The following is a 25,527-nucleotide window of genomic DNA, read 5'->3' on the forward strand; positions in this document are numbered from 1 at the left end:
GTGACCCTGCCCGACGACATCGCGCCCGGCACCGTCCCCGGCCGCAGCGCTACCAAGCTCGCCGTCGTGGGCGCCGGCGCGGTGGGCTCCACCCTCGCGTACGCGGCGCTCATGCGCGGCACCGCGCGCTCCGTGGCCCTGCTCGACGTCAACCGGCAGAAGGTCGAGGCCGAGGTGCTCGACCTGCGGCACGGGGCGATGTTCATCCCGCCCGCGCAGATCGACGGCTCCGACGACGTCGAGGTGTGCCGGGGCGCCGACGTGGTGGTCGTGACCGCCGGGGCCCGGCAGAAACCGGGGCAGACCCGCACCGACCTGGCGGAGGCCACGGTCGGCCTCGTCCGCGGCATCCTGCCCGGGCTGGTCGACGTGGCGCCGGACGCGGTCTACATCATGGTCACCAACCCCGTCGACGTCGTCACCTACGCCGCCCAGCGGATCCTGGACCTGCCCGCCGGGCGCGTGTTCGGCTCCGGCACCGTGCTGGACTCCTCGCGGCTGCGCGCGGCGCTGGCGGCGCACTGCGGCGTGGCGGTGGGCAACGTGCACGCGTACGTCGCGGGTGAGCACGGCGACTCGGAGATCGCCCTGTGGAGCTCCGCCACGGTCGGCGGCGTGCCGCTGCTCGACTGGCAGCCGCTGCCGGGGCGCGCGCCGCTCGACGCCGCGGCCCGGGACCGGATCGCCGAGGACGTCGTGCAGTCGGCCTACCGGATCATCGCCGGCAAGGGGGCGACGAACTACGCCGTCGGGCTGGCCGCCACGCGGATCATCGAGGCCGTCCTCAAGGACGAGCAGCGCGTGCTGACGGTCTCCTCGCGGCTCGACGGGTACCACGGCATCGAGGACGTGTGCCTCTCCCTGCCCGCGGTGGTCGGCCGGCGCGGCGTCGCCCAGGTGCTCGACGTGCCGCTGTCGGACGCCGAGGTCGCCGGCCTGCGGGCGTCCGCCGACAGCATGCGGGCGGTGCAGCGGCGGCTCGGCCTCTGACCCGCGGTCCGGCTCCCGGCCGGGCCTCTGCCGCCGGCCACCGCCCGCCGCGCCGTCAGAGGCTGCGGAGCACCGCCACGACGCGGCCCAGCACCTGCGCCTCGTCACCGGGGATCGGGGCGTAGGCCGGGTTCTGCGGCAGCAGCCACAGGTGCCCGCGCTCGCGCTTGAAGGTCTTGACCGTGGCCTCGCCGTCGAGCATCGCCGCGACGACCTCGCCGTTCTCCGCGACGGGCTGGCGGCGCACGACCACCCAGTCCCCGTCGCAGATCGCCGCGTCGACCATCGAGTCGCCCTGGACCTTGAGCAGGAACAGCTCGCCGTCGCCCACGAGCTGGCGGGGGAGCGGGAAGACGTCCTCGACGAGCTGCTCGGCGAGGATCGGGCCGCCGGCGGCGATCCGGCCGACGACCGGGACGTACGACGGCGCGGCGACGAGCTCGTCGTCGGCGCCCGGCAGCTGGGCCACCAGCGGCGTGGGCGCCGCGGTGCCCGTGCCCGCCTCGCCGCCGTCCTGCGGCTGGTCGAGCGGGTCGACGACCTCGATGGCACGGGGCCGGTTCGGGTCGCGCCGCAGGTAGCCCTTGCGCTCGAGCGACGTGAGCTGGTGCTTGACCGACGACGGGCTGGCCAGGCCGACGGCCTCGCCGATCTCGCGCATGGTCGGGGGGTAGCCGCGCGTCTCGACCGACGTGCGGATCGTCTCGAGGACGCGGCGCTGGCGCGGCGTGAGGCGGTCGGCCGTGCCCGCTGCCGGCAGCTCGCTCACCGTCGCGATGGCGGAGGCGGCGTCGCCGCCCGTGCCGGTCGTGCGACCCGTCATGACCTCTCCCGTCGTCGTGGCCGGCCCGCGTGGCCGCGCCGTCGCCGGCGGAGCCTCCGGCCCCGGCGACGCGCTCGTGCTGACCCGACCGTTCGTGCTGGTCGTACGCCCACTCTAGGGCAGCGCGGGCGCCGGATCAAACACGTGTTCGACGCGAGTCTCGACAATGTCGGTGGCTCGTGCGATGCTACAGGCGTTCGAACGAACGGCTGTTCGAACGAACGCCCGTTCGAGCGCAACTCGATGACCAGCACTTTCCTTGTCCGCTCACCACGACACCCGGAGGTCACCGTGGCCGCCACGCTCGCCGCTCCCGCCGCCCGTCCCGCGCCCGCCGTCGCGCGGTCGTCCTCGGCCCCGCACGGTCTGCTCGGCCTGGGCGGGCTGCGCCTCACGGGGCGCGGGCGCGTCGTCACCGCGTTCCTCGCGGCGCTGGTCTGCGCCCCGCTGGTGAGCCTCGGGGCGCAGGCGATGGCGAGCAGCCCGGGCGAGCCCGTCGAGGTCCGCGTGCACACCGTGGCGCCGGGGGAGACCCTGTGGGACTTCGCGCAGGAGATCGCCGGGCCGCGCGAGGACGTGCGCGACGTCGTGGCGGACCTGCGCGAGCTCAACGAGCTGGGCAGCGCCGCGCTGCAGGTCGGGCAGACCATCCTGGTGCCCGTCGCCTGACGCCCGCGGGCCGAGGCCGTCCTGTCCTGCGGCCGAGCACGGGTGACCGTGCGCGGCCGGCCCGCTCGGGCGGCCGGAACCTCCCGGTTCCGCGGGCGGCGCTCCGGTAGTCTGCCGGGATGCACTGCCCGTTCTGCCGCCACCCCGACTCGCGCGTGGTCGACTCGCGCACGGCCGACGACGGCGCGTCGATCCGCCGCCGCCGCCAGTGCCCCAGCTGTGGGCGGCGCTTCACCACCATCGAGAGCGCCAGCCTGTCGGTCGTCAAGCGCTCCGGCGCCACGGAGCCGTTCAGCCGGGACAAGATCGTCTCCGGCGTCCGCAAGGCGTGCCAGGGCCGGCCGGTGAGCGAGGACGACCTCGCGCTGCTGGCCCAGAAGGTCGAGGAGACGCTCCGCCAGGCGGGCAGCGCGGAGATCGACGCCTACGAGATCGGCCTCGCGATCCTCGGGCCGCTGCGCGAGCTCGACGAGGTCGCGTACCTGCGGTTCGCGAGCGTCTACCAGGCGTTCGAGTCGCTGGAGGACTTCGAGAGCGCCATCACGTCCCTGCGCGCCGAGCGCGCCGAGCGCGAGCGGGCCCAGGACGGCGGCCCGGACGCGGGCGCCGCGGGCACCCAGGGCGGGGCGGGCGACGCCGCCGGCGAGCTCCACGCCGACGCCCGCGGCTGAGGCGGCCGGGCCGCGACGGCCCGCTGCTCCCCGGGACGGGGCGACCACGCGCGACGCCTCCCCCCGAGGCACCAGAGCCCGGCCGGGTGCACCCGGCCGGGCTCCGTGCTGCGGGCGTGCTCCGCGGACGGTGCGGCGGGACGCCCCGGTGGGGCGGCCGCCGGGGGCGTCAGAGGCCCGCGGCGGGTCCCGGGCCGTACTCGTCGCGCGGCAGCTCGTCGAGGACGCGCAGGCGGATCGTGCTCTCCATCGCCTGGAGCTTGACGGACGCGCCGCGCTCGGTGACGTCGGCGATGTCGGTGACCACGTAGCCGATCTCGCCCCGCGTGGCGAGCATCTGGCCCTCGATGTTGGCGCCGTGCTCGGCGAACACCTGGTTGACGGCGGCGAGGACGCCGGGGACGTTGCGGTGCAGGTGCGCGATGCGCCCCACGCCGGTGCGGCCGAGCTGCAGGTTCGGCAGGTTCACGCTGAGCATGGTGGAGCCGGTCTGCAGGTAGTCGCGCAGCTTGCCGGCGACGAACTCGCCGATGGCCTCCTGCGCCTCCTCGGTGGAGCCGCCGACGTGCGGCGTGAGGATGACGTTCGGCAGGCCGCGCAGCTCGGAGTCGAAGCTGTCGCCGCGCTTCTTGGGCTCGCTGGGGAAGACGTCGACGGCGGCGCCGCCGAGGTGGCCGGCCAGGATGTTCTCCCGCAGCGCCTCGACGTCGACGACGAAGCCGCGCGAGAGGTTGAGGAACACGGCGCCCGGCTTCATGCGGGCGAACTCCTCGGCGCCGAACAGGCCGGCGTTCCCGGCGCGCCCGTCCACGTGGATCGTCACGGCGTCCGACCGCTCCAGCAGCTCGTCGAGCGTGGCGACGCGCTGGGCGTTGCCGAGCGCCAGCTTCTCCGAGACGTCGTAGAACAGCACGCGCATGCCGAGGTTCTCGGCGAGCACGGACAGCTGGGAGCCGATGTTGCCGTAGCCGATGATGCCGAGCGTGCGCCCGCGCACCTCGTGCGCGCCCTCCGCCGTCTTGTCCCAGACGCCGTCGTGCAGCGCCTTGTCGCGGACGGTGAGCCGGCGGGTCAGCGCGATGACCTCGGCGAGCGCGAGCTCCACGACCGACCGGGTGTTCGAGTAGGGCGCGTTGAACACGCCGACGCCGTACGAGGACGCCGCGGCCAGGTCGATCTGGTTGGTGCCGATCGAGAACGTGCCCACCGCGAGCAGGTGCGGAGAGCTCTCCAGGACCTTGCGGGTCACCATGGTCTTGGAGCGGATGCCGAGCACGTGGACGCCGTCGAGCGCCTCGATCAGCTCGGCCTCGTCGAGGGCTCCGGGTCGGGTCTCGACCTCGAAGCCCGAGGCGCGCAGGATCTCGGTGGCGACAGGGTGGACGTTCTCGAGGAGAAGGGCACGCAGCACGCCCTCATGGTGCGCCCTGGGCACCTGCGGCGACAAACCCGTCTCAGCCCGCGAAGCCGTCCGGCAGCGGGCGGGCGTGGACCACCGCCAGGCGCTGGGTGGGCCGGGTCATGGCGACGTACAGGTCGGACCAGCCGCCCGGGCCCTCGGCCACCTCCGCCGGCTCGACCAGCACCACGGCGTCGAACTCCAAGCCCTTCGTCTCGCGCGGCGTCAGCACGGGGACCTGGGCGTCCTCGGGCCGCTGCGCGGCCAGGCGGGCGGCCTCGGCCTCGCCGAGCGCGCCGGGCAGGGCACGCACGACGGCGTCGCGCAGGGCCCCGGCGCGGCGGTCGGCCGCCACGACGGCGACGCGCCCGGCGCCGTCCGTCCCGACGAACTGACGGGCGAGGCCCGCCACCTGCGCCACGACGGCGGCCACCACGGCGTCGTCGTCGCCGTCGCCGTCGCCGGCCCTGGCGCCGACCGGCACGGCGACCAGGGCGTCCGGCAGCTCGCGCGCGGCCGTCAGCGGCGACACGGGCAGCCCGGCCGCCTTGGCGACGCGCTGGGCGGTGTCGGCCACCTCCGCCGGCGTGCGGTAGCTGACGGTCAGCTCCTCCAGGCGCCAGCCGTCGCGCAGCACGGGCGTCAGCGCGGCCGACCACGACCGGGCCCCGGCGGCCGAGGAGGTCTGCGCGACGTCGCCCACGATCGTCATCGAGCGCGTCGGCACCCGGCGCACCAGCATGCGCCAGGCCATGAGCGACAGCTCCTGCGCCTCGTCGACCACGACGTGGCCGTAGGTCCACGACCGGTCCGCGGCGGCCCGCTCGGCGGTGGTGAGCACCGGCCCGCCCGACTCGAACCGCGCGGCCAGGGTCTCGGCGTCGACGAGCCCGCCGCCCGCGCCGGTCGACTCGAGCACCGACCGCGCGTACTCGAGCTCGGCGGCGCGCTCGGCCGCGCGGGCCCGCGCCTCGGCCTTCACGAGGGTGTCGTCCTCGCCGAGCAGCTCGGCGGCCTCGTCGAGCAGCGGCACGTCGGACTCGGTCCACGGCGCGCCGGGGTCGCGGCGCAGCAGGGCGCGCTCGGCCTCCGTGAGCTCCGGGGCGGCCTCGGCGAGCCGGTGCGGCTTGGCGAAGAGGTCCGCCACGAGCTTCTCGGGGGTGATGGGGAACCACGCCAGGTTCAGGGCCACGCGCACGTCCCGGTGGGAGCGCAGGTCCTCGAGCACCACCGCGCGGTCCTCGGGGGTCAGCTCGCCGCCGTCGACGCGGGCGTACTGGTCGGCGAGGCGCGACAGCATGTCGCGCACGAAGGCCGCGCGGGCCTCGTTGTGCGGCTTGTGCGTGCGGCGGGCGCGGGAGATGGCCTCGCGCACGTCGCGCCGCCGGACGGTCAGGTCGCGCCCGTCGAGGCGGAAGCGCACGTCGCGCGCCGGGATGCGCTCGCGCGCCCGCACGGCGCGCCGGATCGCGTCCGCCCACAGCAGCCGGCCCTTGATCTCGGCGACGGCGCCGTCGTCGACCGCCGTGGCACGGATCCCGGGCAGGATCTCGGCGACCGTGGTGGACACGACGCCGGTCTCGCCGAGGGAGGGCAGCACCTGGTCGATGTAGCGCAGGAACGACCGGGACGGGCCCACGAGCAGCACGCCGGAGCGCTCCAGCACGCGGCGGTGCGCGTACAGCAGGTAGGCGGCGCGGTGCAGCGCGACCGCCGTCTTGCCCGTGCCCGGGCCGCCCTGGACGACCAGCGCGCCGGTGAGCCCGGAGCGGATGATGCGGTCCTGCTCGGCCTGGATGGTGGCGACGATGTCGCCCATCCGCCCGGTGCGGCGGGTGGCGAGCGCCGCGAGCAGCGCGCCCTCGCCGGACAACGACGCCGCGTTCTCGGGGTCGACGTGGTCGAGGTCGAGCAGCTCGTCCTCGAGGCCGACCACCCGCCGGCCGGCGGTCACCAGGTGCCGGCGGCGCCGGACGCCGGCGGGCTCGAGCGCGGTGGCCCGGTAGAACGCCTCGGCGGCGGGGGCGCGCCAGTCCGTGAGCAGCGACCGCTGCTCGTCGTCGGCCAGCCCGATGCGCCCCACGTACCGCGCCGCGCCGTCCTCGAGGTCGAGGCGGCCGAACGCCAGCCGGTCCTCGACGGCGTCGAGCTGGGCGGCGCGGTCCTCGTAGAGCGTGGCGAACGCGTCGCGCTCGGACCGGTTCTGCGGCGACCCCGACGGCCCCGCGCGGCGCACGTCGCCCAGGCGGCGTCGTGCCCGCCGGCGCAGCTCGTCCAGCCGGCCGTAGAGCGTGTCGACGACGTCCTGCTCGTGCGCCAGCTCGTCGTGCCTGCCCGCCACGTGTCCTCCCCACGCTCGTGCGACCGTCGCGTCGGTCGGCCGACCATTATGGCGGACGCGGCGGGGCGCGGTCAGCCGTCCCGCCCAGCGGGCGCCGGGAAGGTTCTCCGGCCGCCCGGGGTTGTGAACGTGAGTCAGGGCGGCACGGCGCCGCTCGTCGACGGAGGGAGTGGACGTGCTGGACCCGCAGAGCATCGTGCAGGTGGACGAGGCGGCAGTGGCGGCCCTCGACGCCCGCACCGGGCTGTCGACCGGTCAGGCGGCCTCGGGGCGCGCCTCGGGGCCGGTGATGCTGCACGCCCTGCGCGGGTTCGTCGACGCCGGCGCGACCGGCGAGATCGCCGCGGCGCACCTCGTGGACGAGCTGGAGACGACCCGGCTGGCGACGTTCGACGTCGACCAGCTGCTCGACTACCGCTCCAAGCGTGCCGTGATGACCTTCGACGCCGACCGCTGGACCGACTACGAGGAGCCGTTCCTGGCGCTCGACCACGTCCGGGACGCCGAGGGCACCGGCTTCCTGCTGCTGCACGGCGCCGAGCCGGACCTGCAGTGGGAGCGGGTCGTGGCGGCCGTCAAGGGACTGGTCGAGCGGTTCGGCGTGTCGCTGACCGTCGGCTTCCACGGCATCCCCATGGGCGTGCCGCACACGCGGCCCCTGACGCTGACGGCGCACGCCACCCGCGACGGGCTGACCGAGGACTACACCTCGTTCTTCGGCACGGTGAAGGTGCCGGGCTCGATGGCGGCGCTGCTCGAGTACCGGCTGGGTCAGGCGGGCCACGACGCGCTCGGCTACGTCGTCCACGTGCCGCACTACCTGGCGCAGTCCCGGTACACGCCGGCCGCGGTCGCCGCGCTGCAGCACGTGGAGCGCGCGACGGGCCTCGACCTCGCCACCGGGCGTATGGCCGCCGCGGCGGCCGACGCGACGCTCGAGGTCGAGAAGCAGCTCGAGGAGTCGCCCGAGGTGCGGGCGGTCGTGACGGCGCTCGAGGAGCAGTACGACCGCTTCGCCCGCTCGCTGGGCCGCCAGTCCCTGCTGGCGGAGGCGGCGCCCCTGCCGACGGCCGAGGAGCTCGGCGCCGAGTTCGAGCGGTTCCTCGCGCAGCAGGACGGCGAGGGCTGAGCCCGCGCGGGCACGGCCCGCGCGACCCGCGAGGGGGCTTCATCGCGCAGGACGACGGCGGTGCCGACGTCTTCGTGCACTACTCCGCGATCCAGACGCAGGGACACCGCACGCTCGAGGAGGCCCAGCGGGTCGAGTTCGAGATCACGCAGGGGCCGAAGGGCCCGCAGGCGGAGCAGGTCGTCCCGCTCTGACGGGCCGCCCGACCACGGCGAGGGCCGCGACCACGGGGTCGCGGCCCTCGCTGCGTCCGCGGCCCGCGCCTCAGCCCGCGAGCCCGGCCTCCTGCTCGGCGTCGTCGTCCTCGAACGGCGTGAACCCGCGCACGAACCGGGCCAGCTCGTCGCCGGCGAGCACCTGGGCCGGCACGGGCAGGCTGCGCAGCGCGCGGGCGAGCACCGGGGCGGTGAGGTCGGGCGCGGGCACGTCCTCGCCGCCGGGCCGCACGGCCGCGAGGACCACGTTGCCGTAGCGGCGGCCCTTGAAGATCGCCGGCTCGGTGACGGCGGCGAGGCGCCCGGCCGCGACGGCGTCGGCGTCCTCGCGCCCCGCGGGCCCGGCGAACGCCGCGGCGAGCGTCGCGAGCTCGCGGCGGACGGTGACCAGCGGCGGGCGGTCGACGCAGTTCGCGAGGTAGAGGCCGCCGGGCCGCAGCACGCGGGCGACGTCGCGGGCGAAGCGGGGGCCGACGAGGTGGGCCGGCGTGCTGTCGCCGGCGAACACGTCCCGCACGACGACGTCGTAGGAGGCGTCGGCGAGGGTGCGCACGGCGTGCCCCGCGTCGTCGGCGCGCAGGCGCAGCCGCGGGGAGCGCGGCAGGTCGAACCACTGCCGGACCAGCTCGAGCAGGCGGGCGTCGACGTCCACGCCGAGCTGGCGCGAGCCGGGCCGCTCGGCGTCCCACCGGCGGGCGAGGGCGCAGCCCGCCGCCCCGAGGTGCAGCGCCCGCAGGCCGCCGTCCGGGAGGAGCTCGCTCACGGCGTCCATCTGCTGCATGTACTCGAACGCGAGGAACCCGGGGTCGTCCAGGTCGAGGAACGAGCTGGGCACGCCGTTGACGAGCAGCGTGGTGCGGCCCGCGTGGTCCGGGTCGCGCTCCAGCTCGGCGGTGCCGGTGTCGATCGGCACGGGTCCGGACGGCAGTGTCGGTGGCTCGGGGGACGATGGGCTGCGTCGCGAGGAGCGAGTGCTGCGGCGGGCCATGCGCCCAGTCTCCCCGACGAGCCGTCCCGGCGGGCGGTGCAGCACGGATTGACAGGCTTCGAACACGTGTTCGACACTGGAGGGGCGCAGGAGCGCTCGGACGGGAGGTCTGCGATGACCCAGGAGCACACGGCACGCCGCGGCGCGGCGGGTGCGCCGGAGGCGGTCGCCCGGGCGGGCGCGGGCCCGCGGGCCGTGCCGGCCGAGGTGAAGCGCCTGCTGAGCATCGCCGACGCGGAGCTGGCCGAGGCGGCGGAGGCGTCCGACCCGGCCGACCGGTTCCTCCACGCGCACCTCGCCGCGCTGCGCAGCGCGGCCGCCGTCGTCGCCCTGCGCGGGCGCCCGGGGCCGCGGTCCGGCGCCCGCACCGTCTGGGAGATGCTGGCCCTGGTGGAGCCGCAGCTCGCGGCCTGGTCGGTGTACTTCGCCTCGGGCGCGCGCCTGCGCGCCGCGGTGGACGCCGGCCACGGCGAGCGGGTCGCGCCCCAGCGCGCCGACGAGCTCGCGGCGTGCGCGGAGGACTTCCGCGACGAGGTCGCCATGGTGGTCGACCCCGACACCGGGTTCTCCCGCCCGCTGCGGCTGGCCTCGGCCGCCTCGTGAGCCGAGCGCCGCGGTCCGCGACCGCGAACCGGGACTGGGGCGCCGACGAGAGCGGCACCTCGATCATGCACGTCGACATGGACGCGTTCTTCGCCTCGTGCGAGCTCACGCGGCGGCCGGAGCTGCGCGGGCTGCCGGTCATCGTCGGCGGCCGGGAGCGGGGCGTGGTGCTCGCCGCGACGTACGAGGCCCGGGCCTTCGGCGTCCGGTCGGCGATGTCGATGGCCTCGGCGCTGCGCCTGTGCCCCCAGGCCGTGGTGGTGCCGCCGGACCACCGGCTCTACCACGACGTGTCGCGGTCGATCATGGAGATGCTCGGCCGGATCACGGCGCTCGTGGAGCAGGTGAGCGTGGACGAGGCGTTCCTCGACGTCAGCGGCGCGCGGCGTCGGCTCGGCGCGCCCACGGTCATCGGCGGACGGCTGCGCGAGGAGGTGCGGGCCCGCCACGGCGTCACCTGCTCCGTGGGGATCGCGCAGAACAAGTTCGTGGCCAAGCTGGCGTCCACGCACGCCAAGCCCGACGGGATGCTGCTGGTGCCCGCCGACGCGACCGTCGCGTTCCTGCGCACGCTGCCGGTCGGCGCCCTGTGGGGGGTGGGGGAGAAGACGGAGCAGGCCCTCGCCCGCTGGGGCATCACGTCCGTGGCACAGCTCGCGGACACCGACGTCGCCACGCTGCAGGCCGCCGTGGGCAGGGTCGCGGGCGCGCACCTGCACGACCTGGCCTGGGGTCGCGACCCGCGGCCGGTGGTGCCGGGCCGGGAGGAGCGCAGCATCGGCGCGGAGACCACGTTCGCCCAGGACCTGTGGGACCTGCGCGCGGTGGAGAAGCACGTCCTCGCGCTGGCGGACAAGGTGGCCGCCCGGCTGCGCGGCCAGGGCGTCGTGGGGCGCACCGTGGCGGTCAAGGTCCGCACCAGCGACTTCCGCACGCTCACCCGGTCGCGGACGCTGAGCGGCCCCACCGACGTCGCCCGCGAGATCTACCTGGTCGCCCGCGAGCTGCTGGCCGCCGCCGACCTGCGCGGCCTGCCGGTGCGCCTCGTCGGCGTGCGCATGGAGAACCTCTCGACCCGGGCGGGCCTGGCCGAGCAGCCGACCCTCGAGGAGGCCGCCTCGCCCCGCGGCGAGGCCCGGCGGGAGGCCGAGCTGGCGCTCGACGCGGTGCGGCAGCGCTTCGGGAGCGGGTCCATCAGCCTCGGCGCGCGAGCCGCGCCCCGTCCGACTACCGAGCCTGACGCGGCGGGCCTATCCTGGTCTCGGTAGTACTCCACCCACCGATCGGGGGGTCTCGATGCCTCTTTCCGAGTACGAGCAGCGCGTCCTGGAGCAGATGGAGCGCGCGCTCACCAGCGACGATCCCCGGCTCGCCACCACCTTCCAGCAGACGGGACGTCGCCGTCCCGTCGTGCGCTACGTCGTTGCAGGGGTCGGCCTCGCGGTCGGTCTGCTCGTGCTCGTCCTGGGCGCGGCGACCGGGCACACGGTCGTCGGCGTCGTCGGCTTCGTCGTGATGTTCGCCGCAGTCGCCTGGGCCTTCGCCGCCGCGCCACGCTCGAAGGGCCCGCAGGGCACGGTCCGTCCCGACGGCAGCGTCGACCGGCGACCGCAGGGCAGGAAGGGCGGCGGCCGGGGCCCGAACCGCACCACCACCGCCAGCAAGGACGGGTTCATCGCCCGTCTCGAGGAACGCTGGGAGCGCCGGCGCGGCCAGCGCTGAGCCCCCACGACAGCACCTCACGACGATCCCGCGCGCCCTCGAGGCCGCGGGATCGTCGTCGTCCGCGGGACGGCGGCCGACCGTGGCCGGGCGCCGGCGGGCGCCTGCCCGCGGTGTTCCCGGTCACCGCACCCGGCGGCGGCCCGCGGCGGACCCCAGGACGGGGAGATCGTGCCCGGCCGGGCCCGGCGCGGGTCAGGGGTCGGATCAGCCGACGCCGGCCGGCGTGCGGGTCCGCGCCGCGCGGTCGTCCCCGGCGGCCAGCGCCCGGGTGACCGCCGCGACGAGCTCGTCGAGCTCCGCGGCGGCGAGGTCGGGGGCGCGGCGCGCGTAGCGCCAGTCCTCGAGCGCGCGCGCGAGCCGCGCCAGCGCGTCCTGCGCCTCCGGCGCGAGCGGGCGCCCGGTGCGGGCCTCCAGCGCGGCGGCCGCCGCGGCGGGGGCGGCGCGCGGCGTCGTCGACGGCGGCAGCGTCACGCCCTGGCGCGCCAGCGCCACCAGCACGCGCTCCCACGCGCGCTCCGGGTCGAGCTGCCGCTCGGGCCGCTCGCGCCGGCGCAGCCACAGCGCCAGCGCGGCCGCGGCGAGCGCGAGGACGCCGACGGCCCCGGCCCACGCCCCCCACGGCGTGCCGCGCTCTGCCGCGGCGGCCGGCGCGGACGTCGCCGTGGGCGCGAGGGTGGGCGGCGGTGCCGCCGCGGACGCCGTCGGGCCGCGGGGGCGCTCCTGCTCCAGGGACGGCGGCTGCGGCGTCGCGCCGGCGCCCAGCGAGGGGTCGGCGTACTGCGGGGCCGCGCCGGTCTGGACGGCCGGCGTGGGCTCGAACCGCACCCAGCCCGTGTCCTCGAACCACAGCTCGGGCCAGGCGTGCGAGTCCTGGCCGGTGACCTCCCACACGCCGTCGTCGTCGGCCTGCCCCGGCAGGAAGCCGACCGCCAGGCGGGCCGGGATCCCGAGCGACCGCGCCAGCACCACCATGGTGGTGGCGAACTGGACGCAGTAGCCGGTGCGCTGCTGCAGGAAGTCCCACACCGCGTCGCCGGTGCGACCGCGCGGCACCTCGGTGTCGTAGGCGAACCGGGTGGTGTCGCGCAGGTAGGTCTGCAGGGCCACGGCCTGGTCGTACCGCGTCGGCTGGTCGCCGGCGACCTCGGCGGCCACCGCCGCGACGTCCGCGGCGTGGGCCGAGCCCGGCACCGCGAGGAACGCGTCGTCGACGTCGGTGGTCTCCGGGGCGCCGCGCAGCCGGTCGGGGCTCAGCGCGCGCGGGTGCACGCCGATCTCGTAGCGGTCGCCCTCCTGCGTGCGCGGCCCGCCGACCACCTCGTCGCGCCCGGCGTCGTAGCGCCACCCCTCGGCCGGGCCGGCGAGGTCCCGCGGCTCGATGGACACGGGGAGCTGGTCCTCCCGCAGGGTGCCCACCGTGACGTCCAGCTCCACGCGGTCGCCGGTGAGCGGCGCCTCGGCGGGGGCGAGCACGTCCTCGGGGTCGAAGGCCTCGCCCTCGCGCTGCGGGCCGCGGCCCCAGTCCCGGCCGTCGAACGCCGAGAGCGTCATGATCCGCAGCGGGCCGACGTCGTCGCCGGTCGAGCTCGTGTACCGCAGCACGACCTCGTCCGAGCGCGTGGTGAGGCTGCGGTACATGTCCAGGTCCTCGGAGAGGCGCACGGTGCGCGCCGCCGTGGTGAAGGCGTCCGTCCACGACCCGGAGCCGCCCGGCAGCGCCCCGGCGCCGGTGCCGGCGACGAGGGCCGCGACGGCCACGACGGACGCGGTGAGGGTCGTGGCCGCCGCGCGGCGGTGGCCGGCGCGCCGCACGGCCCGGGCCGCCCCCGGCGCGGCGCTGCGGCGTGCCGGCGGCGCGCCGTCCAGGGCGAGCCCGAGCAGCAGCGCCGCGACCGTCACCACGAACACGCCCCAGGGCACCTGGCCGACCAGCACGAGCGGGGGGAACCACAGCACGAGCACGGGCACCGTGGCGAGGACGGGGTGGCGCAGCCCCGAGGCGAGCGCGTCCGCCACGAGCAGCACCACGATCGCGCCGCCGACGCAGAGCATCGCGATGGGCGCGCTGCCGACGACCGGGGCGACCTCGCCGCGCATGATCTCGCCCGCCTGGCCGAGCCGGTCCAGCACCCGGCCGGCGGCGTCGGGGCCGGGGACCCAGCGCGGCCCCTCGCCGGGGGCGCCGTAGCGGGCCAGGAGGTACCACGCCCCGACGACCGCGGCGGCGAGCGTCGGCAGCACCGAGCCCACGCCGCCGTCGTCCTTCCCGCCGGGGCGGGCGGCCCGGCGGGCGCCGATGGCCGCGCGCGTCCCGGCCGCGGCGGCCGCGACGAGCACGACGCCGGCCAGCGCGGCCGCCACCCACGGCCCGGGCAGGACCACCGCGGTGAGGCCGAGCAGCGAGGCGGCGGTCGCCAGGGTGACCAGGGCGGTCGACGCCACGAGCCGGGGGGTGTGCCGGGAGCCCGTCATCGCCGCACCTCCGTCAGGTCCGCCCACGCCTGCTCCACCGGCTCCCCGGGCAGCGCGGCGACGGCGCGCCACCCGGCGGCGCGCAGCGCCGCGACGGTGTCGGCGCCGTCGGTCCGGTCCGGGGCGACCACCAGCGCGTGGCAGCCGCCGTCGCCGGCCAGGCCGGCGAGGTCCCGGGCCGTGCCGGCGGGCAGCGCCGGGAGCACGGCGAGCACGGCCTCGCCGCCCGTCCGCAGCGCGCGCAGCGCCCGGGCCGTGGTCACCAGGGCGCGGCGCGCCTCGTCCGGGCTCGCCGTGCCGGTCAGGTCGACGGTCGCGTCGAGCAGCGCCGCGCGGCCCGAGGCCGCCCCGGTGACGAACGGCACCGCGGCCGGCGGCGTGGTCGCCGTGCCGACGAGCCGCACGGGGTGGCCCGCCGCGAGGAACGCGAGGGCGACCGACGCGGTGAGCTCGACCGCCCACTCGCCGTCGTGCTCGGTGAGCCCGCCGACCGAGCGCGCCGCGCCCGGCGCCGGGAGCAGCGCCCGGTCCAGCAGCACGCTCACCGGCCGCACGCCGGCCGCCTCGTCGCTGCGCACCATGAGCCGCCCGCGCCGGGCCGCGCTCGACCAGTGCACGCGGCGTGGGTCGTCGCCCGCGACGTACTCCCGCACCACCGAGTCGTCGGGGGAGGCGAGCCGGGTGCCGGAGGCGGCGTGCTCCACGTCGCCCAGCAGCGCCGAGCGCACCGGCAGCTCCGTCGTCCGCGGCCAGACGGCCACCGTGGTGGCCCCGCCGAGCGGCTCGGTGGTGCGCGCGAGGCCGAAGACGTCCGTGCGCGAGGTCAGCAGCGGACCGAGCGTCCAGCGGCCGCGGCGGCGCGGGTGCAGGCCGTAGCGCACGTCGACGCGGTCGGCCCGTGCCGTGACGCGGGCGCGCACGCCCTCGGGCCCGACCAGCTCGTGCGCGGCCTGCTCGGACAGGCGCAGGCGGGCCAGCCGCTCGTACGCCGCGGCGCTCGCCGTCCGGGCGGCGACGACGAGGTGGGTGTCGCCCTGCTGCCCGCGCACGACCGGGTGGGGCTGCACCTGGCGGTCGACCACGAGCGCGCCGCGGCCGGACTCGAGCCCCCGCGCGGCGAGGGTGACGACGGCGACCACCACGGCGAGCACCGCCGCCGCGCCCAGCGCCACGACGTCGGGCAGCGCCAGCGTCGCGCCCACCACGGCCAGGAGCACGCCGGCGGCGACGAGGGCGACGCCGCGGCGCGTGAGGCGGGCGCGGGCGGCCCGGCGCAGCGGCGCGACGGCGCGGCGCGGCACGGTCAGCCCCTGACGGCGGCCGGCACCGGCGTGCGCTGCACGATCTCGGCCACGACCTGCTCCGGGGTGGTGCCCGCCAGCCGCGACTCGGTCGACAGGATGAGCCGGTGGGCCACCACGGGGGCCGCGACCCGCTGCACGTCGTCCGGCAGCACGTGGTCGCGCCCGTCCATGGCGGCGACCGCCTTGGCCACCCGCAGCAGCTGCAGCGACGCGCGCGGCGAGGCGCCGAGGCGCAGGCCGAGGTGGTGCCGCGTGGCGCCGACGAGGTCGAGCACGTACTGCTTGACGGCGCCGGCGGCGTGCACGTGCCGCACCGCGTCGGCGTACCGCGCGACGGCGGCGCCCGTCGTGACCGGCTGCAGGTGGTCCAGCGGGGTGGCCGCCTCCTGGCGGTCGAGCATCAGCATCTCCGCGTCGCGGTCGGGGTAGCCGACGGTGATCCGGGCGGTGAAGCGGTCGCGCTGCGCCTCCGGCAGCGGGTAGGTGCCCTCCATCTCGACCGGGTTCTGCGTCGCGACGACCAGGAAGGGTCGCGGCAGCCGGTGCGTGGTGCCGTCGACGGTGGTCTGGCCCTCCTCCATGCACTCCAGGAGCGCCGACTGCGTCTTGGGGGAGGCGCGGTTGATCTCGTCGCCGATCACGATGTTGTTGAACACGGGGCCGGGGCGGAACTCGAACTCGTGCGTGGCGGCGCGGAAGATGCTCACGCCGGTGAGGTCGCTCGGCAGCAGGTCCGGCGTGAACTGCACCCGGCCCACCCGGCAGTCGATGCTGCGGGCGAGCGCCTTGGCCAGCGTCGTCTTGCCCACGCCCGGGACGTCCTCCACGAGCAGGTGGCCCTCGGCGAGCAGGACGGCGACGGTGAGCTCGGCGAGGTGCGGCCGCCCGGTGACGACGGACTCCAGCGCGGCCCGGACCCGGGACGTGGCCTCGACCAGCTCGTCGGCGAGCCCCGGCAGCGCGGGCGCCGGCGCGGCGCCCGGGGGCGGTGCGCCGGGCGCGGTGGCGGCGGCGTCCAGGACGGGTTCGGGCTGCACGGCGACCTCCGAGGACCACTGGCCCAGCTCGGCATCTGCTTGCTCGGGTGGTGCTGGCGACGTCCGCACCCTCGCGACCGCCGGTGCCCGCAGCCTACTGGCCCGGCGGCGCGCACGTGTCGCCGGCCGCTGGTGAACCGGGCGCCCGCCGCGGGGCCGGGCGGCCGCCGAGGACGGGGCGGGCCGCCCGCCCCGACGGGCGGCGCGCGCACGGTGCCGTCCGGGCCTCCACCGCCCTCCACCGGCACCTCGCGCCGCTGACCTGGTGCTGCGCGGAGTTTCACCCGCTCCGGGGAGCGGCACGCGGCGTTTTCCCAGGCCGGGTGGAGGGAAGTGGAGTACGGTGGAGCGAGCGGGAGCGCGAGGGGGAGGTGCGAGCCGTGGTGGGAGCCGAGCCGCTGGTGGGCGCGGGTCTCCTGCTGGGCACGTACACCCCCAAGCTCGACGAGAAGGGCCGGCTGATCCTCCCCGCGAAGTTCCGGTCCCGGCTCGCCGACGGTCTCGTCATGACGCGAGGGCAGGAGAGGTGCCTGTTCCTGCTGCCGATGGACGAGTTCTCCCGCATGTACGAGCAGGTCCGGCAGGCTCCCGTGACCTCTCGGCAGGCGCGCGACTACCTCCGCGTGTTCCTGTCGGGCGCGAGCGACGAGGTGCCGGACAAGCAGGGCCGGGTCTCGATCCCGCCGGCCCTGCGCGCGTACGCCGGTCTCGACCGGGACGTCGCCGTCATCGGCGCCGGCACCCGCGTCGAGGTCTGGGACAAGACGGCCTGGGAGACCTACCTCGCCGAGCAGGAGTCCGCGTACTCCGAGACGGCGGAGCAGATCTTCCCGGACCTGCAGTTCTGAGCCGTCCGGCGGACCGGTGGACCGGTCCGACGGCGTCTCGGGCGGCAGGTGCCGCAGGGCGGCGCCACCACAGCCGAACATCGCACGACCCCGAGGCCCCGCCCCGCGAGGCCTCCTCCCGCGAGAGGTCTGGCGTACTTCCCCGACGCCAGAAGGACGCGGAGGGAGACCTGGCCGGACGGGGCCTCGACGCAGCCCGCCCGCAGCACCGACGAGCAGCACCGACGAGCAGCACCGACACCGCAGACCGCACGCCACCCCAAGGAAGGAGCACCCGTGGCACCGACCGACGACGCCAGCGCCGCCGACCGGCACCTGCCCGTGCTCCTCCAGCGTTGCGTGGACCTGCTCGCCCCGGCGCTGCAGGAGCCCGGCAGCGTGCTCGTCGACTGCACCCTCGGCATGGGCGGCCACACGGAGGCCGTGCTCGAGCAGGTGCCCACCGCGCGGGTGATCGGCATCGACCGCGACCCGCAGGCCCTGCGCCTGGCCTCGGCCCGCCTGGCCCGGTTCGGCGAGCGCTTCACCCCCGTGCACGCCGTCTACGACGAGATCGCCGACGTCGTCGCCGACGCCGGGCTCGACGGGGTCCAGGGCGTGCTCATGGACCTCGGCGTCAGCTCGCTGCAGCTCGACGAGGCCGAGCGCGGCTTCGCGTACGCCCAGGACGCCCCGCTCGACATGCGGATGGACCAGACGGCCGGCCTCACCGCGGCGGACGTGCTCAACACCTACGAGGAGCGCGAGATCGCCCGCGTGCTGCGCGAGTACGGCGAGGAGCGGTTCGCCGCCCGCATCGCCCGCGCGATCGTGCGCCGCCGCGAGCAGCGGCCCTGGGAGCGCACCGGCGAGCTCGCCGAGCTGGTGCGCGCGTCGATCCCCGCGGCGACGCGCAAGACCGGCGGCAACCCGTCCAAGCGCACGTTCCAGGGGCTGCGGATCGAGGTCAACGGCGAGCTCGAGGTGCTCGAGCGCGCGGTACCCGCCGCGATCGAGGCGCTCGCGGTCGGCGGTCGCCTCGTCGTCGAGTCGTACCACTCGCTGGAGGACCGGATCGTCAAGCGCGCGATCCAGCGCGGCACGACGTCGTCGGCCCCGCCCGGGCTGCCCGTCGAGCCGGAGACGCACCGGCCGTACCTCGAGCCGCTCACGCGCGGCGCCGAGGAGGCGGACGCCGTGGAGCTCGAGCGCAACCCCCGCGCCGCGTCCGTCCGGCTGCGCGCCGCCGCGCGCCTGCGGCCGACGCCCGACCACCTGCGCCCGGCCGCGGCGGCCCCCGCCCGGCCCGGCCGCAGCACCAGCCGCACCACCGCACGGCCCGGTACCCGACCCACCACCCGACCCACCGCCCGACCCAGCACCCGCACGAACCCCGAGGAGCGTCGATGAGCGCACTGCGAGCCCCGGCAGCCGTCCCCTCGAGGCGCGTCGCCCCCGCGCCGCGCCGCGCGCCGCTGACCGCCCTGCCCGGCGGGCGGTCCCACCGCCGGCTGGAGGCCGTCCGCGCCCCGCTGCAGGCCCGGTCGAGCATGCCGTTCCTCGCCATCTGCGGGGCGCTGCTGGCGGCCGCCCTGCTGTTCGCCCTGGTGCTGAACACCACCATGGCGCGCGGCTCCTACGAGCAGGCGGGTCTGCAGCGCGAGGTCGCCCGGGTCGCCCAGGACGTGCAGTCCAAGCAGGCGGAGCTGCGGGCCGCAGAGGCGTCGCTGCCCGAGCGGGCGCGCGACCTCGGGATGGTGCCCGCCGAGGACCCGACGATCCTCAGCGCGGCCACCGGCCAGGTGGTCGGCGGGGCCCCGGCGCAGCCGTGACCCGGCGCGAGGCTCCTGCGACACGCGCGGGCGCCTCGCGCCCCGCGCGGCCCTCGGCAGCCCAGAATCGGGGCGTGAGGAATCCCGGCGACGCGCGCGGCGCCGCGCCGCGCGCCGCGACGCCCCGTCCCGCCGCGGCCCGTGGCGCGACCCCCCGCGCCACGTCGTCGCGCGCCACGACCCCCCGCGCCACGACGTCGCGCGGCACGACCCCGAGCTCCGCGACCCCCCGCGGCACGACGGGAGCCGTCCCCGCCCGCGGCGGGCGGCCGACCGCACGCCCGGCCCGCCCGACGGCGGGCGCGCGCGCCGAGGGCATCGGGCAGCGCGCCGCCACCGTGCGGCGCACGCCCCGCACCCCCGGCCGGCCGACGGGCGAGGGCCGGCCCCCGGCGCCGCCGTCGCCGGCGCGGCGCCAGAAGTGGCTCACCGTGCTCGCCGCGGTCGTCGTGCTGGTGTTCGTCGGCCGGCTCGTCCACATCCAGGTGTTCCAGGCCCCGGCGCTCGCCGCGGAGGCGCTCGAGGGGCGCATGAGCACGACGACGACCGTCGCGCACCGCGGCGACATCACGGACGTCGACGGCACCGTGCTGGCCACGTCCGTCGACCGGTACACCGTCGTGGCCGACCCCCTGGCGATCCAGAGTTTCCGCGGCGGCAGCCGCGTGGACTCCGAGGGCGGCGAGGTCGCCGACGGCGCGCTCGGCGTCGCGCAGCTGCTCGGGCCCATCCTCGACCTGCCGACGAACGAGCTGGCCGCCACGATCAACGGCGACGGCCGGTACGTCGTGCTGGCCAAGGACGTGGTGCCGGAGGTGCAGCGCGCGATCGCCGACCTCCAGCTGGGCGCGTACGTCAGCACGGACCTCACCTCCAAGCGCACGTACCCGTCGGGCACCGTGGCCGGCACGCTCGTGGGGTTCGTCAACTCCCAGCAGGAGGGCCAGGGCGGCATCGAGCGCATGTACGACGACGTGCTCGCCGGCACGCCCGGGACCACGACGTACGAGCGCTCGCGCGACGGCGTGCCGATCCCCGGCGGCGCGGAGGAGTCCGAGGCGGCCGTGCCCGGCCGCGACGTCGTGCTCACGATCGACCACGACGTCCAGTGGAAGACGCAGGACTCCCTCGACCAGGCCGTGTCGGCCAGCGGGGCGGAGTACGGCATCGCGCTGGTGCAGGACACGCGCACCGGCGAGATGCTCGCCATCGCGGACTCCGGGTCGGTGGACCCGAACGACCGCTCGACGGCCCAGGTGGCGCAGGGCTCGCGCGCCGTCCAGGACACCTTCGAGCCGGGCTCGACCGGCAAGGTCATCACCATGGCCGCGGCCCTGGAGACGGGGGCGTGGACGCCCGAGAGCCGGTTCACGGTGCCGTACGCGTTCACCACGCCGAACGGCCAGACGTTCCGCGACTCCCACGAGCACGAGGTGCAGAGGCTGACGCTCGCCGGGATCCTGGCGCACTCGTCGAACTCGGGCACCGTGCAGGTGGCCGAGAAGATCTCGCCGCAGACGCAGCACGACTACCTCAAGCGGTTCGGGCTGGGGGAGCCGACCGGCCTGGGCCTGCAGGGCGAGTCGCGCGGCACGGTGCACCCGGTGGACGCCTGGGACGGCCGCACGCGGTACGCCGTGACGTTCGGCCAGGGCCTGACGGTCAACGCCGTCCAGGCCACCAGCGTGTTCTCGACGGTCGCGAACGGCGGCGTCCGCATGACGCCCACCCTGCTGGCGGGCACGCGCACCGCAGGCGGTGAGCTCGAGCCGGCCGAGCGGGAGGAGGGCACGCGCGTGGTCTCCGAGGAGACGGCCGACACCCTCATGCGCATGCTCGAGGAGGTCACCAGCGAGGAGGGCACGGCGGAGGGCGCGCAGGTGCCCGGCTACCGCATCGCCGGCAAGACCGGCACGGCCCAGATCTTCCTGCCCGGCGGTGGTGTGACGTACATGGCGTCCTTCATCGGCGTGGCCCCCGCGGACGACCCGCGCTACACCGTGTCGGTCTTCCTCAAGAGCCCGCGCTCGTCCATCTTCGGCGGCGTCGTCGCAGCCCCGGTGTTCCGCGACGTCATGGGCTTCGTGCTGCAGAAGGAGGACGTGCCGCCGAGCACTCCCGCGAGCACGACCTACCCGCTGACGTGGTGAGCCCGTGGGGGAGCGCGTGGGGGAGCCCGGCGGCGGCTGCCGCCGACCGGGACCGGTCGGCTTCACCCGCTAGGGTCTACTGCGTGACATCCCCGTACGACCGCATCCGGCCCGTGGGCACCCCGCCCCGGAAGGTGCGGGACCTGGCCCTGACCTTCGGGCTCGAGACGGTGGACGTGCCGTCGTCGCCCGCGGAGCCCGTGACGGTCACCTCGGTGGCCTCCGACAACCGCGTCGTCGCCGACGGCGACCTCTTCGTGGCGCTGCCCGGCGCGCACGCGCACGGGGCCCGGTACGCGGCCGACGCCGTCGCCCGCGGGGCCCGCGCCGTGCTCACCGACACCGAGGGCGCCGCCCTGGTCGCCGCCGTGCCGCTCGAGCGGGACGGCGCGCCGGTCCCCGTGCTCGTGGCCGCCGACCCCCGCGCGGTGCTGGGCCCCGTCGCCGCCTGGGTGTACGGCAGCCCGGGCGAGCACCTCATGACGTTCGGGGTCACCGGCACGAACGGCAAGACCACCACGACCTACCAGGTCGACCACGTGCTGCGCGCCCTCGGCTGGAAGGGCGGGCTCGTCGGCACCGTCGAGATGCGCTCGGGCGACCGGGTGCTGCCCTCCCGGCTCACCACGCCGGAGGCCGCCGACCTGCAGGCCCTGCTCGCCGCGATGCTCGAGGACGGCGTGCGGACCCTCGCGATGGAGGTGTCGTCGCACGCGCTGGCCCTGCACCGCGTCGACGGCGTCCAGTACGGCGTCGTGGGCTTCACCAACCTCAGCCAGGACCACCTCGACTTCCACGGCGACCTGCAGACGTACTTCGAGACCAAGGCGCGGCTGTTCACGCCCGAGCACGCCCGGCGCGGCGTCGTCGTCGTCGACGACGCGTGGGGCGAGCGCATGGCGCAGGCGGCCCAGGTCCCCGTGGCGACGCTGCGTACCCGCCCCGCCGGCGACGACGGCGGCGCCGCCGCGGCGGCCGACTGGACCGTCTCGGGCGTGGTCCCGCACGGCACCGGCTCGGCGTTCACCGTCACCCACGTCGACGGGCGCACCGTGCGCACGACGACGTCGCTGCCCGGCGACTTCAACGTGGCCAACGCGGCGCTCGCGCTGGTCATGGTGCTCGAGGGCGGCGCGCACCTGCAGGACGTGCAGGAGGCGCTCGACGCCGCCGGCGGCCTGTCGGCCGTCGTGCCCGGCCGCATGGAGGTCGTCGGCGCCGGCGACGCGACGTCGCCGCGCGTCGTGGTCGACTTCGCGCACAACACCGAGGCCCTCGAGCTGGCGCTGGCCGCGCTGCGCCCGACGACGGCCGGCCGGCTCGTCGTCGTCTTCGGCGCCACCGGCGACCGGGACAAGGGCAAGCGCCCGGCGATGGGCGCCGCCGCCGTGGCGGGCGCCGACGTCGTCGTGGTGACCGACGACGACCCGCACGGCGAGGACCCGGCGCCCGTGCGCGCGGCGGTGCTCGCCGGGGCGCGCGCGGCGCAGCAGGCCGCCCGCGACGCCGGCCGCGAGGTCGTGCTGCACGAGGTCGCGCCCCGCGCGGAGGCGATCCGCCGCGCCGTGGCCGACGCGGCCCCGGGCGACACGGTGCTGGTCGCCGGCCGCGGGCACGAGACCATCCAGGACGTCGCGGGCGTCGACCTGCCGCTCGACGACCGCGTCGAGGCCCGCGCGGCGCTGGCCGCCCGGCAGTCGGCGCCGCCCGGGGCGCAGGACACCCCGCAGGTCCCCACCACGGACCTCACCACGGATCCCACCACGGACCCCACCACGCACCCCCAGGACGAGAGGACGACCACCGCATGATCGAGCTGACCGCTGCCGAGGTCGCGGAGGCGACGGGCGGTCGCCTCGCCGCCGCGGACCCCGAGGCACGGGTCACCGGACCGGTGGTCGTCGACTCCCGGCTCGTGGAGCCGGGCGCCCTCTTCGTGGCCCTGCCCGGCGAGCGCGTGGACGGCCACGACTTCGCCGCCGGCGCGGTGGCGGCCGGGGCGACCCTGGTGCTGGCCGCGCGGCCGGTGGACGGCGTGCCCGCCGTCGTCGTCGACGACGTGCAGGGCGCCCTCGGCGACCTCGCCCGCGTGGTGCTCGCGCGCGTCCGCGCGGCCAGCCCGGACCTGCGCGTGCTCGCCGTGACCGGGTCGGTCGGCAAGACGACGACCAAGGACCTCATGGGCCAGCTGCTCGCGCCCGACGGCGAGGCCGTCGTGCCGACCGGGTCGTTCAACAACGAGGTCGGCCTGCCGCTGACCGTGCTGCGCGTGACGCCCGCCACCCGCACCCTCGTGCTGGAGATGGGCGCCGACCGCGTCGGCAACATCGCCTACCTCACCTCGGTCGCGCCGCCCCAGGTGGGCGTCGTGCTCGCCGTCGGCTCGGCCCACCTGGGCGTCTTCGGCAGCGTCGAGGCGATCGCCGAGGCCAAGTCGGAGATGGTCACCGGCCTGGTGTCGGACGGCGTCGCGGTGCTCAACGCCGACGACCTGCGGGTGGCCGGCATGGCCGCCAAGGCCGTCGACGCCGGCGCCCGCGTCGTCACGTTCGGCACCATCCCCGCGGCCGACGTGCGCGCCGAGCGCGTCACGATCGACGCCGCGGGCCGCGCCGCGTTCACGCTGCGGGTGCGCGCCGGCGCGCTCGGCGCGACGTCCGCCGGCGAGGAGGTGCGCGCGCCCGTCAGCCTGCGGCTGGTGGGGGAGCACCACGTGACCAACGCGCTGGCCGCCGCCACCGTCGCGCTGCAGGTGGGCCTCGCCCCCGAGGTGGTCGCCGAGCGCCTGTCGGCCGCGACGCCGGTCAGCCCGCACCGCATGGCGGTGACCGAGCGCTCCGACGGCATCACCGTCGTCGACGACTCCTACAACGCCAACCCCGACTCCATGCGGGCCGCGCTGCGCTCGCTCGCCGTGATGGCGGGCCGCGAGCGGCGCTCCGTCGCGGTGCTGGGGGAGATGCGCGAGCTGGGCGACACCGCCCGCGAGGCGCACGACGCGATCGGCCGGCTCGTGGTGCGGCTGAACGTCAAGCTGCTCGTCGTCGTCGGCGAGGGCGCGTACCACATCCACGAGGGCGCGCTGCAGGAGGGGTCCTGGGGCGAGGAGAGCGTGTTCGTCCCCGACCTCGATGCCGCGCGCGCCGTCCTCGCCGAGCAGCTGCGCCCCGGAGACGTCGTGCTGGTCAAGGCGTCGAACGGCTCGGGCCTGTGGCACCTGGGCGACGAGCTGGCCTCGGGCGAGCTCAAGCCCGCGGGGGCCGTCCAGTGATCGCGATCCTGCTGTCCTCGGGCGTCGCCCTGCTCGTGGCGCTCTTCGGCACGCCGCTGTTCATCCGGTTCCTCGTGCACCGCAACTACGGGCAGTTCGTCCGCCAGGACGGCCCGACGGCGCACTTCACCAAGCGCGGCACCCCGACCATGGGCGGCGTCGTCATCATCGCGGCGACCCTCGTGGGTGTCGCCGCGTCGATGCTGGTGTCCGAACGGCTGCCGAGCGTCTCGGCGCTGCTGGCGCTGTACCTCATGACCGGCCTGGGGCTGGTCGGCTTCCTCGACGACTTCACCAAGATCCGCAAGCAGCGGTCGCTGGGCCTGACCGCCCGGGCGAAGATCGTCGGCCAGGGCTTCGTGGGCATCTCGTTCGCGGTGCTGGCGCTGCAGTTCCCCAACGCCTCCAACCGCACGCCCGCCTCGACGAAGATCTCGTTCCTGCGGGACACCAACATCGACCTGGCGTTCGCCGGCACCACCATCGGCCTGATCCTCTTCGTCATCTGGGCGAACTTCCTCATCACCGCCTGGTCGAACGCGGTCAACCTCACGGACGGCCTCGACGGCCTGGCCACCGGCACCTCGCTCGCCGTCTTCGGCGCGTACGTGCTGGTCGGCATCTGGCAGCTCAACCAGTCCTGCCAGCGGCTGGTGGCCGCCGGGCCGCGCTGCTACGAGGTGCGCGACCCGCAGGACCTGGCGATCGTCGCGGCGGCCGTCGTGGGCGCCTGCCTCGGCTTCCTGTGGTGGAACGCCAGCCCGGCGAAGATCTTCATGGGCGACACCGGCTCGCTGGCCCTCGGCGGCGCGCTGGCCGGCCTGTCGATCCTGTCGCGCACCGAGATCCTCGCCGCGATCATCGGCGGCCTGTTCGTCATCATCGTGCTGAGCGACATCATCCAGATCGGGTTCTTCAAGATGACCCGCAGGCGCGTGTTCAAGATGGCGCCGCTGCACCACCACTTCGAGCTCTCGGGGTGGGGCGAGGTCACCATCGTGATCCGGTTCTGGCTCATCGCCGGGCTGTTCGCGGCGCTCGGCATGGGCATCTTCTACGCCGAGTGGGTCGTGAGCTGAGC

General features: G+C 76.5%; 22 protein-coding genes. 15 read left to right on the top strand and 7 right to left on the bottom strand.

Annotated elements, in window-relative coordinates; all coding sequences use genetic code 11:
- The gene (locus U5M74_RS08025) at positions 1–990 is read left to right on the top strand and encodes an L-lactate dehydrogenase (protein ID WP_410907863.1); all 990 of its coding nucleotides are present in this window, start codon (positions 1–3) and stop codon (positions 988–990) included.
- Positions 991–1,045: 55 nt separating this feature from the next.
- Here the strand turns inward: U5M74_RS08025 and lexA are convergent, their stop codons facing one another.
- Positions 1,046–1,813: a transcriptional repressor LexA gene (gene lexA / locus U5M74_RS08030; protein ID WP_410907865.1), complete on the bottom strand. Its 768-nt coding sequence runs from the start codon at positions 1,811–1,813 to the stop codon at positions 1,046–1,048.
- Between the two features lie 243 nt (positions 1,814–2,056).
- On the opposite strand from lexA, the gene U5M74_RS08035 reads away from it, so the two are divergent.
- Entirely contained in the window at positions 2,057–2,482 is a 426-nt protein-coding gene (locus tag U5M74_RS08035; RefSeq protein ID WP_410907867.1) for a LysM peptidoglycan-binding domain-containing protein, read from the top strand.
- A gap of 119 nt (positions 2,483–2,601) precedes the next feature.
- Positions 2,602–3,153, top strand: coding sequence for a transcriptional regulator NrdR (gene nrdR / locus U5M74_RS08040; RefSeq protein ID WP_410907869.1), 552 nt, complete (start codon positions 2,602–2,604; stop codon positions 3,151–3,153).
- A 169-nt stretch (positions 3,154–3,322) separates the two neighbouring features.
- On the opposite strand, the gene serA is transcribed toward nrdR, so the two are convergent.
- Both serA and U5M74_RS08050 read right to left on the bottom strand, forming a co-directional pair.
- Entirely contained in the window at positions 3,323–4,564 is a 1,242-nt protein-coding gene (gene serA / locus U5M74_RS08045) for a phosphoglycerate dehydrogenase (RefSeq protein WP_410907871.1), read from the bottom strand.
- Between the two features lie 43 nt (positions 4,565–4,607).
- Positions 4,608–6,893 carry a HelD family protein gene (locus U5M74_RS08050; RefSeq protein WP_410907873.1) on the bottom strand — a complete coding sequence of 762 codons (2,286 nt, stop codon included), beginning with the start codon at positions 6,891–6,893 and terminating at the stop codon, positions 4,608–4,610.
- A gap of 175 nt (positions 6,894–7,068) precedes the next feature.
- On the opposite strand from U5M74_RS08050, the gene U5M74_RS08055 reads away from it, so the two are divergent.
- Both U5M74_RS08055 and U5M74_RS08060 read left to right on the top strand, forming a co-directional pair.
- Positions 7,069–8,022: a proteasome assembly chaperone family protein gene (locus U5M74_RS08055; RefSeq protein ID WP_410907875.1), complete on the top strand. Its 954-nt coding sequence runs from the start codon at positions 7,069–7,071 to the stop codon at positions 8,020–8,022.
- Positions 8,019–8,216: a cold shock domain-containing protein gene (locus U5M74_RS08060; RefSeq protein WP_410907988.1), complete on the top strand. Its 198-nt coding sequence runs from the start codon at positions 8,019–8,021 to the stop codon at positions 8,214–8,216. Before U5M74_RS08055 ends, U5M74_RS08060 begins: the two co-directional genes overlap by 4 nt.
- Positions 8,217–8,286: 70 nt before the next feature.
- On the opposite strand, the gene U5M74_RS08065 is transcribed toward U5M74_RS08060, so the two are convergent.
- Positions 8,287–9,150 carry a spermidine synthase gene (locus U5M74_RS08065; RefSeq protein ID WP_410907877.1) on the bottom strand — a complete coding sequence of 288 codons (864 nt, stop codon included), beginning with the start codon at positions 9,148–9,150 and terminating at the stop codon, positions 8,287–8,289.
- A gap of 189 nt (positions 9,151–9,339) precedes the next feature.
- On the opposite strand from U5M74_RS08065, the gene U5M74_RS08070 reads away from it, so the two are divergent.
- Genes U5M74_RS08070 through U5M74_RS08080 form a run of 3 tightly spaced genes read left to right on the top strand, consistent with a single transcriptional unit; the run spans position 9,340 to position 11,550 of the window.
- Positions 9,340–9,828: an SAV_6107 family HEPN domain-containing protein gene (locus U5M74_RS08070; protein WP_084818271.1), complete on the top strand. Its 489-nt coding sequence runs from the start codon at positions 9,340–9,342 to the stop codon at positions 9,826–9,828.
- A complete protein-coding gene (locus U5M74_RS08075; RefSeq protein WP_410907879.1) occupies positions 9,825–11,096 on the top strand; it encodes a DNA polymerase IV in 1,272 nt (423 codons plus the stop codon). Before U5M74_RS08070 ends, U5M74_RS08075 begins: the two co-directional genes overlap by 4 nt.
- 28 nt (positions 11,097–11,124) lie before the next feature.
- Positions 11,125–11,550, top strand: a complete 426-nt coding sequence (locus tag U5M74_RS08080; protein ID WP_410907881.1) for a DUF3040 domain-containing protein — start codon at positions 11,125–11,127, stop codon at positions 11,548–11,550.
- 207 nt (positions 11,551–11,757) lie between these two features.
- Here U5M74_RS08080 and U5M74_RS08085 read toward each other — a convergent pair whose 3' ends face one another.
- From U5M74_RS08085 to U5M74_RS08095, 3 genes are read right to left on the bottom strand one after another with little or no spacing between them, the layout of a single operon-like run.
- A complete protein-coding gene (locus U5M74_RS08085) occupies positions 11,758–14,025 on the bottom strand; it encodes a DUF3488 and DUF4129 domain-containing transglutaminase family protein (RefSeq protein ID WP_410907883.1) in 2,268 nt (755 codons plus the stop codon).
- Positions 14,022–15,326: a DUF58 domain-containing protein gene (locus U5M74_RS08090; RefSeq protein ID WP_410907885.1), complete on the bottom strand. Its 1,305-nt coding sequence runs from the start codon at positions 15,324–15,326 to the stop codon at positions 14,022–14,024. Before U5M74_RS08090 ends, U5M74_RS08085 begins: the two co-directional genes overlap by 4 nt.
- A gap of 2 nt (positions 15,327–15,328) precedes the next feature.
- The gene (locus U5M74_RS08095; RefSeq protein ID WP_410907887.1) at positions 15,329–16,366 is read right to left on the bottom strand and encodes an AAA family ATPase; all 1,038 of its coding nucleotides are present in this window, start codon (positions 16,364–16,366) and stop codon (positions 15,329–15,331) included.
- A gap of 383 nt (positions 16,367–16,749) precedes the next feature.
- Between U5M74_RS08095 and mraZ the strand changes: the two genes are divergently transcribed.
- The 7 genes from mraZ to mraY all read left to right on the top strand — a co-directional run bounded on the left by mraZ (position 16,750) and on the right by mraY (position 25,525).
- Positions 16,750–17,214, top strand: coding sequence for a division/cell wall cluster transcriptional repressor MraZ (gene mraZ / locus U5M74_RS08100; RefSeq protein ID WP_142988826.1), 465 nt, complete (start codon positions 16,750–16,752; stop codon positions 17,212–17,214).
- A 276-nt stretch (positions 17,215–17,490) separates the two neighbouring features.
- Positions 17,491–18,603 (top strand): 16S rRNA (cytosine(1402)-N(4))-methyltransferase RsmH, encoded by a 1,113-nt coding sequence (gene rsmH, locus U5M74_RS08105; protein ID WP_410907889.1) that lies wholly within the window; start codon positions 17,491–17,493, stop codon positions 18,601–18,603.
- Entirely contained in the window at positions 18,600–19,025 is a 426-nt protein-coding gene (locus U5M74_RS08110; RefSeq protein WP_410907891.1) for a hypothetical protein, read from the top strand. Before rsmH ends, U5M74_RS08110 begins: the two co-directional genes overlap by 4 nt.
- A gap of 74 nt (positions 19,026–19,099) precedes the next feature.
- Complete coding sequence (locus U5M74_RS08115) at positions 19,100–21,175, top strand: peptidoglycan D,D-transpeptidase FtsI family protein (protein ID WP_410907893.1); 2,076 nt, start codon at positions 19,100–19,102, stop codon at positions 21,173–21,175.
- Between the two features lie 83 nt (positions 21,176–21,258).
- Positions 21,259–22,986, top strand: coding sequence for a UDP-N-acetylmuramoyl-L-alanyl-D-glutamate--2,6-diaminopimelate ligase (locus tag U5M74_RS08120; RefSeq protein ID WP_410907895.1), 1,728 nt, complete (start codon positions 21,259–21,261; stop codon positions 22,984–22,986).
- Positions 22,983–24,446, top strand: coding sequence for a UDP-N-acetylmuramoyl-tripeptide--D-alanyl-D-alanine ligase (locus tag U5M74_RS08125; protein WP_410907897.1), 1,464 nt, complete (start codon positions 22,983–22,985; stop codon positions 24,444–24,446). The genes U5M74_RS08120 and U5M74_RS08125 overlap by 4 nt, the downstream gene beginning before the upstream one ends.
- On the top strand, positions 24,443–25,525 hold the full coding sequence (mraY, locus tag U5M74_RS08130) for a phospho-N-acetylmuramoyl-pentapeptide-transferase (RefSeq protein ID WP_410907899.1): 1,083 nt from the start codon (positions 24,443–24,445) through the stop codon (positions 25,523–25,525). Before U5M74_RS08125 ends, mraY begins: the two co-directional genes overlap by 4 nt.
- The last annotated feature ends 2 nt before the right edge of the window (positions 25,526–25,527 follow it).

This window comes from Puerhibacterium sp. TATVAM-FAB25, from assembly GCF_046535855.1.
In the GTDB taxonomy this organism is placed as follows: domain Bacteria; phylum Actinomycetota; class Actinomycetes; order Actinomycetales; family Cellulomonadaceae; genus Puerhibacterium; species Puerhibacterium variabilis_A.

Bases quoted from the DNA above. Each gene is read 5' to 3' on its own strand.
- U5M74_RS08080 (WP_410907881.1), top strand. From the start codon at position 11,125: ATGCCTCTTTCCGAGTACGAGCAGCGCGTCCTGGAGCAGATGGAGCGC.
- U5M74_RS08035 (WP_410907867.1), top strand. From the start codon at position 2,057: ATGACCAGCACTTTCCTTGTCCGCTCACCACGACACCCGGAGGTCACC.
- lexA (WP_410907865.1), bottom strand. From the start codon at position 1,813: ATGACGGGTCGCACGACCGGCACGGGCGGCGACGCCGCCTCCGCCATC.
- U5M74_RS08110 (WP_410907891.1), top strand. From the start codon at position 18,600: ATGAGCGCACTGCGAGCCCCGGCAGCCGTCCCCTCGAGGCGCGTCGCC.
- nrdR (WP_410907869.1), top strand. From the start codon at position 2,602: ATGCACTGCCCGTTCTGCCGCCACCCCGACTCGCGCGTGGTCGACTCG.
- U5M74_RS08085 (WP_410907883.1), bottom strand. From the start codon at position 14,025: ATGACGGGCTCCCGGCACACCCCCCGGCTCGTGGCGTCGACCGCCCTG.
- U5M74_RS08125 (WP_410907897.1), top strand. From the start codon at position 22,983: ATGATCGAGCTGACCGCTGCCGAGGTCGCGGAGGCGACGGGCGGTCGC.
- U5M74_RS08070 (WP_084818271.1), top strand. From the start codon at position 9,340: ATGACCCAGGAGCACACGGCACGCCGCGGCGCGGCGGGTGCGCCGGAG.